The sequence below is a fragment of the Bradyrhizobium sp. AUGA SZCCT0431 genome, assembly GCF_018131065.1.
Lineage (GTDB): Bacteria > Pseudomonadota > Alphaproteobacteria > Rhizobiales > Xanthobacteraceae > Bradyrhizobium.
In genome coordinates, this window is sequence record NZ_JAFCLR010000007.1 from 123146 (window position 1) to 137383 (window position 14238).

Annotated in this window: 12 protein-coding genes; 2 read left to right on the forward strand and 10 right to left on the reverse strand. The window is 59.7% G+C overall.

What is annotated here, in order from left to right; genetic code table 11:
* Nucleotides 1–214: 214 nt before the first annotated feature.
* Together JQ567_RS08595 and JQ567_RS08600 are read right to left on the reverse strand one after the other, a co-directional pair.
* Nucleotides 215–1048 (reverse strand): hypothetical protein, encoded by an 834-nt coding sequence (locus tag JQ567_RS08595; RefSeq protein WP_212437253.1) that lies wholly within the window; start codon nt 1046–1048, stop codon nt 215–217.
* 264 nt (nt 1049–1312) lie between these two features.
* Nucleotides 1313–1657, reverse strand: coding sequence for a tRNA-binding protein (locus JQ567_RS08600; RefSeq protein ID WP_212437252.1), 345 nt, complete (start codon nt 1655–1657; stop codon nt 1313–1315).
* Nucleotides 1658–1908: 251 nt separating this feature from the next.
* Between JQ567_RS08600 and JQ567_RS08605 the strand changes: the two genes are divergently transcribed.
* Nucleotides 1909–2178 (forward strand): hypothetical protein, encoded by a 270-nt coding sequence (locus JQ567_RS08605; RefSeq protein ID WP_212437251.1) that lies wholly within the window; start codon nt 1909–1911, stop codon nt 2176–2178.
* A gap of 1003 nt (nt 2179–3181) precedes the next feature.
* Here JQ567_RS08605 and JQ567_RS08610 read toward each other — a convergent pair.
* From JQ567_RS08610 to JQ567_RS08620, 3 genes are all read right to left on the reverse strand, one after another.
* Complete coding sequence (locus tag JQ567_RS08610; protein ID WP_212438411.1) at nt 3182–3616, reverse strand: hypothetical protein; 435 nt, start codon at nt 3614–3616, stop codon at nt 3182–3184.
* A 183-nt stretch (nt 3617–3799) separates the two neighbouring features.
* Complete coding sequence (locus tag JQ567_RS08615; RefSeq protein WP_212438412.1) at nt 3800–3988, reverse strand: hypothetical protein; 189 nt, start codon at nt 3986–3988, stop codon at nt 3800–3802.
* Nucleotides 3989–4219: 231 nt separating this feature from the next.
* Nucleotides 4220–4624, reverse strand: a complete 405-nt coding sequence (locus JQ567_RS08620) for a hypothetical protein (RefSeq protein WP_212438413.1) — start codon at nt 4622–4624, stop codon at nt 4220–4222.
* 514 nt (nt 4625–5138) lie between these two features.
* Here JQ567_RS08620 and JQ567_RS08625 point away from each other — a divergent pair.
* Entirely contained in the window at nt 5139–5327 is a 189-nt protein-coding gene (locus JQ567_RS08625) for a hypothetical protein (protein ID WP_212438414.1), read from the forward strand.
* Between the two features lie 87 nt (nt 5328–5414).
* Here JQ567_RS08625 and JQ567_RS08630 read toward each other — a convergent pair whose 3' ends face one another.
* From JQ567_RS08630 to JQ567_RS08650, 5 genes are all read right to left on the reverse strand, one after another.
* The gene (locus tag JQ567_RS08630; protein WP_212438415.1) at nt 5415–6497 is read right to left on the reverse strand and encodes an acyltransferase; all 1083 of its coding nucleotides are present in this window, start codon (nt 6495–6497) and stop codon (nt 5415–5417) included.
* Nucleotides 6498–7285: 788 nt separating this feature from the next.
* Entirely contained in the window at nt 7286–7822 is a 537-nt protein-coding gene (locus JQ567_RS08635; RefSeq protein WP_212438416.1) for a hypothetical protein, read from the reverse strand.
* Nucleotides 7823–8129: 307 nt separating this feature from the next.
* Nucleotides 8130–9338: a hypothetical protein gene (locus tag JQ567_RS08640; RefSeq protein WP_212438417.1), complete on the reverse strand. Its 1209-nt coding sequence runs from the start codon at nt 9336–9338 to the stop codon at nt 8130–8132.
* 17 nt (nt 9339–9355) lie between these two features.
* Nucleotides 9356–10132: a hypothetical protein gene (locus JQ567_RS08645; protein ID WP_212438418.1), complete on the reverse strand. Its 777-nt coding sequence runs from the start codon at nt 10130–10132 to the stop codon at nt 9356–9358.
* Nucleotides 10133–10328: 196 nt separating this feature from the next.
* Nucleotides 10329–14108 carry a vitamin B12-dependent ribonucleotide reductase gene (locus JQ567_RS08650; protein WP_212438419.1) on the reverse strand — a complete coding sequence of 1260 codons (3780 nt, stop codon included), beginning with the start codon at nt 14106–14108 and terminating at the stop codon, nt 10329–10331.
* Nucleotides 14109–14238 lie beyond the last annotated feature (130 nt).

Here is a 14238-nt window from a genome sequence, read left to right on the forward strand (position 1 = left end):
CAGCCAAAGGCTTTCCCGGTAATACTACGGGCGCGCGAAACCAAACGCCGCAAGCGCGCTACTCGGTGGGAGATTAGCGCAACGGGTCCGTCCAATGCGCGGCCCGATGACAGGCTCCGGCGTAATGCGCCGCTTTAGAAAAATACGTAACGGCAGATTACGCCTTCCGCCTTCGCTCTTCGAGCTACGGCGGACAAGCCGGCTCCAATCCGCTCTACGGGCTACGGGGTGACCATGGCCATGACACTGACGGTTGCGGTTTTTTGGCTTGCGGCCGCACCTGACTTGGCGCCGGCTTTTGCGTCTGGGCGACATTGGCCGACTGCCGCGGACGCGGCAGTGGTGTTCCGGGCATCACCTTTGGCTCTTCAGGGATCATCTTTGGCTCTTCGGACATCGCCTTTGGCTCTTCGGGCAGCGCGTTTAACTCCGAAGCGCTGGCGATGATGCGGGCGAGTTGTTGCTGGCTTGCGTTGACGCGATCGGTCAGCGTCTGGCTTTCGCGCGCCATCTGGATCTGGGTCGCCCTGAGCTGGTCGATGATGCCGTTGTTGCGCGCGATTTCCTCTCGCCCCGCCGCCAATTGGCTTCTGAGATTTTCATTGTCGCGGACCAATTGTTCTTGCGTCACCCTGAGCTGTTCGACCGTTTGCCTCAAGGCAGCGAGATCGCGCGCCATCGGTTGGAGTTGCTGCTCCAATCCGGCAGACGCGGCAACAGCAGCCGGTGCGGCGTCTTTCGGCGCAGCGGCTTCCGGCGCAGCCTGTGTCAGAGCTATCGGATTTGAGGGGGCCGTCATCGCCGTATCGGCGGAGGACGACCACCACCAGGCGACGACACCAATGGCTGCTGCCAGCAGGCAACCGGCGAAAGCCACATGGCGCCAATCCGTCAATCGGCGACTCGTTGGCGGCGGGACGCTCGACGTCTTCATGCTGGGCGGCGGGGCCGAAGCATTAAATCCCGCTTCGCGCGCCAGGTTCGAAAGCTGCTCCTCCAGGCTCGCGATCTGCCCTTCGGCGAGCCTGTCGCTCATTGTGGAACTCATTTGGTGCTCCGTATCAAATGCAATGGCACCCGCCTGAAAGCGATCCGCACATCTGCGTTTTAACGCAGCCGAGGAGGCGGAACTATGTTCACGGCCGGAGAACTACGGAAGGAACTCTGACCCTTTGCGGGCGCGCTTCATTCATCGCCTGGTGGGATAGGCGGATTGGCCCAACGGTTCCGCGCAAGGCGCGGCCGGATGACAGGGTTCCGGCGTGGTACGAGCAGCCTGCTACGTGCACTGGCCTCGACGCCGCACCAAGCGTCAAAAGATCGGCTCGCCGATCGCGACCTCGCTGCGCGGACCAAGCACGATCACGTTGCCTTCGGCATTCCTGGCGCCAAGGATCAGCAGTTCGGACGTGAAGCCGGCGATGTTCTTCGGCCCGAAATTGCAGACGCACACGACCGGCGAGCCGAGCAGGTCGGCGGGCTGATAGTTCGTGATCTGCGCGCTCGACCACATGATCCTGTCAGCGCCGACGTCGACGCCGACCTTGACGGACGGATTGCGCGCGCGGGGGAACGGCTGGACGTCCACGATCTTTCCGATCCGGATGTCGAGGCGGGCGAAATCGTCGTAGGTGGCCTGGGGTTTCAGGACAGTCATTTATCGCTCACGGTTGGTGCGGACGGCGGCTACATGAGGTAGCGAGCGCAGCTTAAGCAAGCGCCTTGCGGCGACCGCGCAAGTCCCCACCGCGCGCCCCGAAAATTCCAGCGAACCTCCACGGCTCCTCGCGCGACCAACACGCGGTTCTGCATTCCATCATCACGTTTTTGTGCGTTGCAGCATTGAACTATTGCATTGCAACAATTGACATATAGATCAGCATTCCAAGCCATCGAAGGAGAATTGCCGTGAAGAAGATTTCCCTGTCCATCGCCGCCGCTGCCGTGTTCGCCATGACGGCTGCTGGCGGGGCTGTCGCAGCCGAGTTGCCGGCTTACGAAAAGGCAGGCGTGCCGGTCTCGGCCGTGCAGGTTCAGGTGCTCGGCGCTGAAGGCGTCCAGCAAGCGTCGCCGGCCGCCACGTCGGTCACGCCCGTTCAGCTCAGCGTCCTGACACCGCGGAACAAGATCACGACCGCCCAGGGCCGCACCGAAACCATCGGCCGCGCCATTCAGTGAGGACAGATGCTTGATCGGCGCTTCGACCGGCGCCGATGCATGAGCACCTTGTCGCGTTTGCAGAAAGCCCGCGATGTCGTCGCGGGCTTTTTGTCGTGATGAGGGCGCATAACGGCGAAGCAATGTGTTGTTAGGAATTGATCCGCGCTGATTTGCGCGATTCCGATTCGTTCCTTGCGAACAAACTGGAGTCGGATGGAGAACAAAGCCGCCTTGGCTGATCCATACTGCGTAGGGGCTAGGCCAGCAGGGCGCTTTTGTTGTGTCGATCATGACAATGATGGTCCATACGTCCGCGATCTCGCGGCGTGAAGCGCCCGAGTTTTGCGACTTGCTGACCCTCCCCAAGTGAGGAGGGCGCAGGGAATGCCGGATGCGCGCTGCACCCGCGGTCTCGTGTGCGGTTTGCACAAAACAAAGTGCACACGAGCATACAGGGCAGCGGAGAACATCCGACATTCCCTGCGCAGTGGCTTTACGGCTTATATCGTGCTCTCCCTGGTGAACGGGCTTTCTTGCCACCATCGCTCCTGATCAGCGTTTGGCTTCTCAGGAACTTGACGCCAGCAACGGGGCGTCAGGACCACACGACTTCGCCGTACGCCTCTGTCGCGTTACGTCTCCGCAACATCGGCGTCCACCGCAACCCGTCCAACGTCCGTGACGACGGCCGACGCCCTTCTGAGTAGGACGGGATGGCCAACGTTATGCCCTTGATTTGCCCTTCGGGAAAAGCGAAATATTTTTTATTTCAGGACTTGACACGATTTCCGTAAATCAGAAGTGATTTGCCCGACGGGCCGATTTGCCGCAGCTGGTGCACGAAATTTGATTTGCGCGCGAAGCGACGCAGCGAACGGAGCGGTAGGGCGGATTAGCCCAACGGGTCCGCGCGAAGCGCGGCCCGATGACAGGCTCCGGCGTAATCCGCCTTCTTGGAAAACACGTAACGGCGGATTACGCTTCGCTAATCCGCCCTACAACTTCTTCGCCTCAGCGCGCATCAGTCGGCGTCGGCGATCTGCCGCTCATGGTCGGAGGCATTGGATTTATCCGTCATGACCTGCGGACAGCGGAAGCAGGCCTCTTTGCCTTCCTGACGAAACCAGCGGCAGGTGGATCTGATCTGGCACGCAGGCAGCGCGTTGACCACCACAGGGGTGCCCGCAACGATGCGTTCGGCCAGACTGCAGGCGTTGCCTTTGAAGTGCTTGCAGCCGCCGCTGGCGCCGGCGCACGGCGCCGCAATTCTGAAAAGTTGCGTGGGCTTGGCCGGTCCTGCCAGCGCCAGCAGTTTTTCGGACACCGGCAGGGTCTCGGTGAGATAGCCAACCCTGTGTTCTTCAGGTGCGCCCGTCATGACGCCAAAGACGCGCGCGCCATCCGCTGTTGCCTGGGCGCTGGGGCAGTCGATCTCTTGGCTGGATGCTCGGGACATCAAACGACCCTCCAGTTCGCGGCTGGTGCCGATCGATTGCCTCACCGCAGTTGGGTGTGCAGCGGGAAGCGCAATCCGCGGCTCTGCCTTGAACGCTCAGTCTCGCAAATGCTTATCTGAAAAGCCTTCGAGACGGCGTCCGGCGCATCACGCGCCAAACGCCATCCCGCATATGGAAATCAACTAACTTGTCAGCTTGGTGGTGGTCGTCTTCGGCCCAACGGCGCCTGTCGTGGTCGTGCCGGTGCCCTTGGGGTCGATGCGCCTAATCATGCCGCCTGCGACGGCTTCGAGTTGATCCGGGTCGAGCTGAACCGGCGCTTCGACCTTCTTGTCGGCGGACTTCTTGGAGTTCGTATCAGATTTTTTCATCTGCGCTTCTCCTCTGCCGAGACGAAGCGACCATCCGCTTCGACTGTGGAGGGATGCTATCACGGACTGGGTGGTTTACCAGTTGGCAGAGCGGTGCTGCTGTGTGACCGCCGTCACAACGGCTGACCGGATCGTCCTTGCTGAAAATTGTGCGCAGCAACGGGCCGTCATTGCATCGCGCCGCCTGGCTTCAATCCGAACAAGCGAATGAAGCCTTCGGCTACGGCGCAGTTATTGCCCGGACGCGCGGCGATGCCATTTCACAATCCGCCTGGCCACGAGGATGGCCGCAGCTGCATAGGCGACGCTTACGGCCATGAATGCGAAGGAGGGGAGCTGGAGTGCTCTCATCTGCACTAGAACAAGGGGAAAATAGAATGCGGCGCTCATGAGGACGAGGGCCGCCCAATGCGACATGAACCCGACTGCCCGGGAAATCCCCATGAAAAAGAACGGCATCAGAAACATGCCGACCGCGATCCCGCTCCCGATCACCTGCCAAAGCGGCGGGGCCGGACGGGGGCCGAGATAGCTGACCTGGCAAGCCATCAGGATGCCCCAGGCAATTGATGCTCCAGCCGCGGCGGCAATGAACGCGGGCTCATCGTTGCCAAGGAGAACCTTCGCAACGCGCATGGCAATCGATTTCTTGGGAGGTTCTGACATTGGTCGTGGCAAGCCCATGTTCGAGATAGTCTCTACTGGCCGCAATCTGCCTTGAACCCCCGATTCCTGGTGTGATGCTCCGCACAGTTCGTGGATTCATCTCGAAGCGAAATTCGAAGGAGACTCGACGGCGGAGTACGCTCCGCTAATCCGCCCGACGAGCTACGGCGCATTCCGATGTCGTCCCGGCCGAGTGCGCAATTGCGCACGGGGGCCGGGACCCATAACCACCGGCCGCAATTGCTTTTACGCGCTGATCGTTATCTTTCTTTCCAACAACATTGGCCGCGGCGTATGGGTCCCGGCCCCCCGTGCGCAATTGCGCACTAGGCCGGGACGACAACGGAAACGCTGCGCTCCAATCCGCCTTAGGGACCACGGACCATTCACGTGATTCAAATCACGGAAATTGAATCGCCGTGGTCTCACCCTGGCCCGGATGAATCGAGGGATGATCCTTCTTTCTTATCCAACGGAGCAGAACATGAATACGCGGAAAGATGAACTCGGCTGCCTGGAGAGCACGGTCGAATTGTCAGTTGCCGACCTCGACCAGGTGAGCGGCGGACGGCGCGCGATCGAAGGCGAGATCCAGTACCTGAATTGGGTCAAACAGTTTTATTCCCCCTGGGCGAACATCAACTTCGGCGGCGGCCGGACGATGGTCGCCTAACGCGTAACGGGTAGGGCGGATTACGCTTCGCTCCAATCCGCCTTACGAGTTTCGGCAAGGGCCGCCGTAACGTCAGGTTTGATGTGGTCAGGCTGGAACGAGCCGACGGCGCGGCAGAAGCCGCTCAGCCATTGTGCGCCCAAAATTGATAGAGGGACGTTCGACAGTGCGATAGAATATCTCGGAGGCACAAAGAGCGATAATTGCAGCCAAAGCCACGATGTAAATCATCGGAATCGTCGTATTGAGAAGGTGTGCAGCCGCGATCAAAATGGGCACATGGATCAGGTAAAGGCTGTAAGAAATCTTTCCAAGCCAAAGGGGGACCGAAGCGGTAAGTGCGTCGCGGACCTTCACATCGGCAAAACTTAAAGCGACGAGCAGAGCGGAACCGACTGCAGTCGGTATCCCCCCGAAGTGTATCGGATTTACCGAAAACGGAATGAGCGCCGCGCACCATAATCCCAGTCTGGCCCGTCCGCTCAATGCCTGAGAGACCTTTATAATCTGCGACGAGTTCTCGGCGAGCACAGCACCCACGACAAACAGATAAAGGTACTTTCCCGTCTGAAACGGATTGAAGAGCCAGTCGGGCGAAAAGCTTCTCTCAATGTAGAAGCAGGCTGCCGAAATAAGAGCTCCTAGCGCCATGGCCACGCGCCAGTCTCGTTTGACCGCAACAGCGATGACCGGAAAGATCAGTGACAACCTCAGTTCGATGACAAGGCTCCACATCACGTTGTCGAGCGACTGCCACGCCTGCACGTCGGTCATTGCCAGATGGGCCAAAACCACGGACCAGATAGGGCGGAGGTGCCAGCTGTATTCGTTTGCCCAGTTGCCCACATCGAGCATAGGCCCCGCCGGGTTGACCAGATACCAAAGAGCCGCCGAGATCAGGATGGCAACGCAGAATGGCGGATAGATCCGCAAGAATCGTTTGGCTGCAAAAGACCAGTAGGAGCCGCCGTCTCGTGAGGTCAGCGCGAGGTAGAGAACAAGGCCGCTTAGAATAAAGAACACGGTGACGGCAGATTCGCCCGCAATCAAAACCCTCAAAGGAGAGTATTTGATCCAGGCCGGCGTTTCCGGAAACATCAGTCGCATGTGAGACGCTACAACGATCAACGCAGCGATACCTCGCAATGAGTCCAGCGATCCGATTCTCATCACGGTTTGCACATCCCTTGCTGCGGCCGCAGGCGGTACGCCCTATCCGGATGTTGGTTTAGCGCGACAAAGCGGCACGGTCCCTATGACCTCACAGTTAACCCTAACCAGCTGGCTCGAATCACTGGTCTGCTAACGTTCCGAAGTTTGCCTTCATTGCCTGTTGATTACGCTGACAGCGCGGTAGGGCGGATTAGCCCAACGGGTCCGCGCAAGGCGCGGCCCGATGACAGGCTCCGGCGTAATCCGCCACTTTTTGGAAAACACGTAACGGCGGATTACGCTCCGCTAATCCGCCGTGCCAGCCAAAACTGGGTGTTGAAATCACGCACAGCTTGTTCCGCAGGGAACAGCGCGAGCGGGGCTAGTCCGTCATTGTCCTGATCAGCCCCGAAGCGATCATGCAGCGGGCCGCAAACAGGAGCGTAAAATGGAACGAGCAAATTTGAATGCAAAGTACCCAAAAACCCGCGTGTTGACGGACGCAGATCTCGATAACGTGGCCGGGGGGTTCATTTTTACAATTGGAGGAAAGACATACCAGTCGAGCCTGCAGGAAACGACGGATAGATATATTCATCGGCACACAAAATAGGTAAGCCGCGGGCATCCGAGATGGTCCCAGCTTTCTTCGGGCTGGGGCCATTTGGGAATGATCTGGCGCTGTGGCGTTTCCCGAACCGGAGATTGCATGCAGCGCGGTAGGGCGGATTAGCGAAGCGTAATCCGCCGTTCTCGTAGCAAACAAGGCGGCGGATTACGCCTTCGGCTCCAATCCGCCCTACGAGCTACTCAGCGTTCGGAAGTTCGCCGTCCTTATGTATACCTGTCCAGACTTCTTGTTCGAGCGAAGGCTTTTCCACTTTGAGCGAGGCGAACTTATCCTTTGGCGTCGACTGTAAAGCGCTGAACACGGCGAAGCGGTGGGCACCGTCAATAAGGCTTAATCCCTCGGGCCTACGCATGACAAGCGGTGTTGCGGGAAACGTACCGGTGTTTAGCATATAGCGAAAAATGTTGTCCCAGCGGCGTTTGGTGCTCGCGCTCGGCGCGCCGCCCGAGATCTCTTTGCGAATGTCCAATACGTCCGCCCGTGCTTTCGGGGTGAGTTCCGAGAGTCCGCAGTCCGTTTTTTCTAGGGCCCAGGTGACGTTCTGCCACCATGACAACGGTCGTTGCCCGAGGAGTCGGCCCCAGCGATGGTTGCCGTATGGTTCGGGCGGCGGCCAACCCATGCCAGGGTCGTTCGCGAATTCGATCAACCACGGATCGATCACGGCATCGGGCCAATTCGGGAAATCCTTTTGGATGTCGGCGACGGTCACTATCGAGGTCTCTCCAGAGACTTGTTCAGCGCATTCCGTCTTGGGTGCCGCGCGCTTCACATTCAGGCACCCGTCCTGCGTTGCAGCGGTGCATGGCTGAATGTAGTAGTGGCCGCAAAATTCGCATTCTGAGGCACGCGGGCGCGATTTTCCGGTCTCTTGTCCCACAGTTAACCTCGATCGCGGTCCGGAATAAACGAGTAGGGCGGGTTAGCGAAGCGTAACCCGCCCTACGAGCTGAAGACATCCGAGGTGAGCGGTCCGCCCCAACTGTAGGAAAATCCGGCCCCAGTCAGGAGAATGAAGGTCATGGCTTAACCGGCCTTGGCATGTTGTACAGCAAAAGGGTGACGATGATGTCCCGCTGCTTATCCTCGGGATGGCTGAAGATGTACCTGAGCCTAGTTTCACTCTCGTTGGTTGGCCCTGATTTGTAGTGCTGATGATCCTTCATCGCACGCTGAGCCTCTGAAATGACATTCGTGAAGTCGAGGTTACGGTTGAAGATGATGAGGGCTGTCCTCGTGTCCCTCCAAGTTGTGTATCCCAAGAGCTGGTCGACCGTTTTCTTCATGGCCTCGTAGCCGCCCCAGAACTTACACTCGGCCACAAAGACGTTCTTGTTCTCATGCCTGATGAGAATGTCCGTATCGCCGATGTGATTGAAGGTCTCGCCCGTGGCCTCGCCCTGGTACTGGCCATTCAACTGAACGAGGTAGTGTACCCTGATGTGTTCTTCCCCAACGCCGATGAAAACGGAAGGGCTGCGCTCCATCACGAGCGACATGCTTTCGCAGATTTTCAGGATGTTCTGGTAGTCGACCTCGTCGAGGATATAGGACTTATCGACCTTGACCGGCTTCGGAGTGAGCTGCTTGGGCTTCTCGGGAAGTTTGAACGTCTCGGGTGCATTGGCCAATCGCCTCAGGGGATACTTCAGGCCTTGGGTCGTCTGCCGAGTTTTCTTCGCGATCTCAATCCGGTGAGCTAGTCGGGCAACGATCACATCGCGAAGGGCGGCGTTGAACGGCGTGACGTTCTTCGCGACTCGGGCGATCCCGTCCTCAAGCGTCGCAAGGTTGGCGTCGAACTGTTGATTAATGGACTCGGAGGTGTGCCATGCGCCGCCGGCGGTGAAGACAACCTCGGTCTTGGATACGGTGGCATGCGCCGGGTTCGGGGGCGGGGGTAGCGGCATGTAATGAAACAGATACTCGTCGCCCGTGTAGGGGACATGGAGCGAATAGATTCGACCCTTCACCCCCGGCTGCTGGTCGAAATCGGGGTTCGGGGTCCGGTATTCCGGGACGTAACCATCAACCCAGTCGCTCCCGATGTTGTCTTTGTCCAACACAGGCGTCTTGACGGCGAATTTATCGTATACGCTGTCGGCTAGATCCTCGATGGGGTGGCCCAGCACATAGTCATCGCTGAAACTCGCGATTTCACTTTCGGCATTTCCTTGCACATTTTTGAGGGCTACCTGGACATCGGCGCCCGAAAACAGGAGGGCCATTCAAAATCTCGCAGCGGTTAAGGCAGTATCTGACGAACTTTGAGTGCAAAGAAAACGAGCCAGCTGCCAATACTCAAGACCGATAATGTGAAAGCGGTGACGCGGTTGGTCCGGCTATCCAAGAGACGGTCGATCATCACGCCAATTCCTTTGGCGGAAGTCTTCAACTTTCCTGCAATCATCTGCCTGATGGCATAGGCAAAAAACTGAACCTTACTGATAGTGGACAGGTGCATTCGGATGTAGTCTTGGTTCGCAAAGCATTGAGACTCTTGTTCACCGGTCAAATAGTCCTTAGGCATCTCGCCTTGCATGTGGATCAGGTTCGGCATCTGCTTGTGCGGGACATAAAGGTCTCCGTATTTATCCCGCAGCATATCGTTGAGATTTACGCGGCTCTCAACCGGAATATCGGTAGCCTTCTTTCCCGTCAGCACCTCGTACCGGTGCGAGAGATGCTCGAACCCAAAGACCACGCTTCGCATATTCCAGTGAATCCAACAGAGGTGCGCCCGGGGAGCGGCGAAGTTATAGAACTGGCGAAGCATCTCGGCTTCGATGGTGTCGTATTGGGCAACGACATTCTGCTTGGGGATATTTAGAATGTCGGCGACCGTGTGGATGGCAAAGCTGGTGATCTGCCCCGTCGCGTAATGAATCGCCACGATCGAGGTGATCCGGGGAGCGTTGCCCTGTATTGTCTTGTCGTACAGGCTCTCCGACGAATAATGAACGATGTAGTATTTCTCGGGACGTTCTTTTATCTCTTTGAGAAATTGAGCAGATTTGGCCACCGACTCCCCCAGGCTAGGCGAATGCCAATCTCTAGCATGGATTGCAGCCGCGTGTTGGCAAAGCCTCATTGCGTAACGGGTTGTTAAGCGACGTTTTTTTCACCCGTTCAAAAGTAACGTAGGGAGGTAGTCGTGTGACTACCTCCCTATCGCGTGGATGCCCGGGTCAAGCCCGGGCATGACGATTGCTAACCGCTCAACTGCACCCCGTCGTGGACCCACACGTATCGCACTTCATGCACGTCCCGTTGCGGACGAGAGTAAAGTTGCCGCACTCGCCGCACATCTCGCCTTCGTAGCCGCGCGCCTTGGCTTCGGCGCGGCGTTCGGCTTTGGTCACGGTGGGCTGGGCGGCTTGCGCTGCTCCCGCCTTGCTCCACTGCAACGCTTCCAGCTTTTCTGTCGGCGACAGGTCGTGCTGGGCTTCCTGCTTCAGCGCGACGGCGCCTTCGACGGCGTCGGCTGCGCGGGAGGTTGCGCCGTGGGCGGCCAGCGAGGTGACGCGGGAGCCGCCTGTCGGCGCCTGGTCGGAGCCAGAGGAGACGGCGGTCGAGCCGCCGCGCATCACAACCAGATTATCCGTGCGCGAGCGGGTGAGGCCCTTGGACAGATATTTGGTGGCCTGGTGGTGGCCCTGGCTGCCGTCCGGCTCCTTGCCTTCCTCGACGCCCTTGCCGAGCGCGTCGAAATTCGACTCGGAGGGATCGACATGGGCGAGGTCGAAGCGGCTCATGTAGCTGACCGCAAGTTCCCGGAACACGTAGTCGAGGATCGAGGTCGCGTACTTGATTGAGTCGTTGCCCTGCACCGGACCCGCCGGCTCGAAGCGGGTGAAGGTGAAAGCGTCGACATATTCTTCCAGCGGCACGCCATATTGCAGGCCGAGCGAGACCGCGATCGCGAAGTTGTTGATGAAGGAGCGCAACGCCGCGCCTTCCTTGTGCATGTCGATGAAGATCTCGCCGATCCGGCCGTCGTCATATTCGCCGGTGCGGAGATAAACCTTATGCCCGCCGACGACCGCCTTCTGGGTGTAGCCCTTGCGGCGATCCGGCATCTTCTCGCGCTCGCGCATCACGACGATACGCTCGACCAGTTTTTCGACGATCTTTTCCGAGACCTGCGCGGTGCGCGCCGCCATCGGCTTGTCGTAATACGCGTCGGTCGCATCATCCTCGTCGTCATCATCGCTGATGAGCTGCGAGTTCAGCGGCTGCGACAGTTTTGAGCCGTCGCGGTAGAGCGCGTTGGCCTTCAGCGCCAGTTTCCAGGACAGCAAATACGCCGACTTGCAATCCTCGACGGTGGCGTCGTTCGGCATGTTGATGGTCTTGGAGATCGCACCCGAGATGAACGGCTGTGAGGCCGCCATCATGCGGATGTGGCTCTCCACGGACAGATAGCGCTTGCCGATCTTGCCGCAGGGGTTGGCGCAGTCGAACACCGCATAATGTTCTGCCTTGAGGTGTGGAGCTCCCTCGACCGTCATCGCGCCGCAGATGTGCACGTTGGCGGCTTCGATCTCGCGCTTGGTGAAGCCGACGGCGGCGAGCAGGTCAAAGCCGGGGGCGGCGATCACTTCCGGCGCCAGCTTCAGCGTCTCGCGCAGGAATTCCTCACCAAAGGTCCACTTGTTGAAGGCGAACTTGATGTCGAAGGCGGTCGGCAGCGCGGCTTCCACTTTTGCAAGCGCTTCGTCGGTGAAGCCCTTGGCCTTCAGGGTGGAGACGTTGACGCCGGGCGCGTTGGAGAGCGAGCCGTGGCCGACGGCATAGGCCTCGATCTCGGCGATATCAGCTTCGCGATAGCCGAGCGTGCGCAGCGCCACCGGGACAGCCTGGTTGATGATCTTCCAGTAGCCGCCGCCGGCGAGCTTCTTGAATTTCACCAGCGCGAAATCAGGCTCGATGCCGGTCGTGTCGCAATCCATCACGAGGCCGATGGTGCCGGTCGGCGCCACCACCGTGGTCTGCGCGTTGCGGTAGCCATGGGCTTCGCCGAGCTGGAGCGCGAGGTCCCAGGCGGCCTTGGCGTGCTCGACGATGTCGGTCTGCGGCACGCTGGCGTAATCCAGCGGCACCGGGTTGACGGCCAGCGCCTCGTAGCCACGGCTTTCACCGTGCGCGGCGCGGCGGTGGTTGCGGATCACGCGCAGCATGTGCTGGGCGTTCTTCTTGTAGCCGGGGAAGGGGCCGAGCTCTTTCGCCATCTCGGCCGAGGTCGCGTACGACACGCCGGTCATGATCGCGGTCAGCGCGCCGCACAGCGCGCGGCCTTCCTTGGAGTCGTAGGGCAGGCCCATGGTCATCAGGAGGCCGCCGATGTTGGCAAAGCCGAGGCCCAGCGTGCGGAACTCGTAGGAGAGTTCGGCGATCGCCTTCGACGGGAACTGCGCCATCATCACGGAGATTTCGAGGACGACGGTCCAGAGCCGGCAGAGGTGCTCATACGCCTCGACGTCGAAGCGTTTTGTCGTGGTCGAGTAGAACGTGATCAGGTTCGCGGACGCCAGATTGCAGGCGGTGTCGTCCAGGAACATGTATTCCGAGCACGGATTGGAGGCGCGGATGTCGCCGGACGCCTTGCAGGTGTGCCAGTCGTTCATGGTGGTGTTGAAGTGCAGGCCGGGATCGGCCGACGCCCAGGCGGCGTGACCGATTTTTTCCCAGAGATCGCGGGCCTTGAGAGTCTTCGTCACCTTCTTGCTGGTGCGGCCGATCAGATTCCAGTCGCCATCGGTTTCGACCGCGCGCAGGAAATCGTCCTTCAGCGAGACCGAGTTGTTGGAGTTCTGGCCTGACACGGTGAGGTAGGCTTCCGAATCCCAGTCGGTGTCGTAGGTCGGGAAGTCGATGTCCTTGTAGCCTTGCTTGGCAAACTGGATCACGCGCTTGATGACGTTGTCGGACACCAGCGCGCGGCGCGCGAGCTTGATTTCGCGGCGCAGGGCAGGGTTCTTTTCGGGATCGAAGCAGTCGTCGCCGGAGCCTTCGCAATTGACGCAGGCTTTCAGCACGGCCTTGAGGTGCTTCTGGTTGATCTTGGAGCCGGTGACCAGCGCCGCAACCTTCTGCTCCTCCTTCACCTTCCAGTCGATATAGGTCTCGATGTCGGGGTGATCGGCGTCGACCACGACCATCTTGGCCGCGCGGCGCGTGGTGCCGCCGGACTTGATCGCGCCGGCCGCGCGGTCGCCGATCTTGAGGAAGCTCATCAGGCCGGACGAGCGGCCGCCGCCGGACAGGCGCTCGCCTTCGCCGCGCAGGCGCGAGAAGTTGGAGCCGGTGCCGGAGCCGTATTTGAACAGCCGGGCTTCGCGGACCCAGAGGTCCATGATGCCGCCCTCGTTGACGAGGTCGTCATCGACGCCCTGGATGAAGCAGGCATGCGGCTGCGGATGCTCGTAGGCCGATTTTGACTTCGTCAGCTTGCCGGTCTTCCAGTCGACATAGTAGTGGCCCTGGCCGGGGCCATCGACGCCGTAGGCCCAATGCAAACCGGTGTTGAACCACTGCGGCGAGTTCGGCGCGACCATCTGCTTGGCGAGCATGAAGCGCAGCTCGTCGAAGAACGCCTGCGCGTCTTCTTCGCTCGAGAAATAGCTGCCCTTCCAGCCCCAATAGGTCCAGCAGCCGGCGAGGCGGTCGAATACCTGTTTGGCCGAGAGTTCGCTGACGAAGCGCTCGTTCTCAGGCAGCAGGGCCAGAGCTTCGGTGTCGGGAACCGAGCGCCACAGCCAGGACGGCACGGTCTCTTCCTCGACCTTCTTCAAGCGTGCGGCCACACCCGCCTTGCGGAAATATTTTTGCGCCAGGACGTCGGAGGCGACCTGCGACCAGAACTGCGGCACCTCGACGTTTTCCAGCCGGAACACGATCGAACCATCGGGATTGCGGATCTCCGATGTCGTTAATCTGAAATCAATCCCTGCGTAGGGTGACTGGCCTTGAGTCGTGTTGCGCCGTTCGATTCGCATGGTCGTGCCCCGTCTTCTTCTGACCGGTCCGCATTGTCGCGGGTTCCGGAATGTTATCCTTGAGCGGACCTCCCGAACCATGGCTGCCAGTTGCAACCCTGATCCCTTGATCCGCAGCTCAACCGGTGAA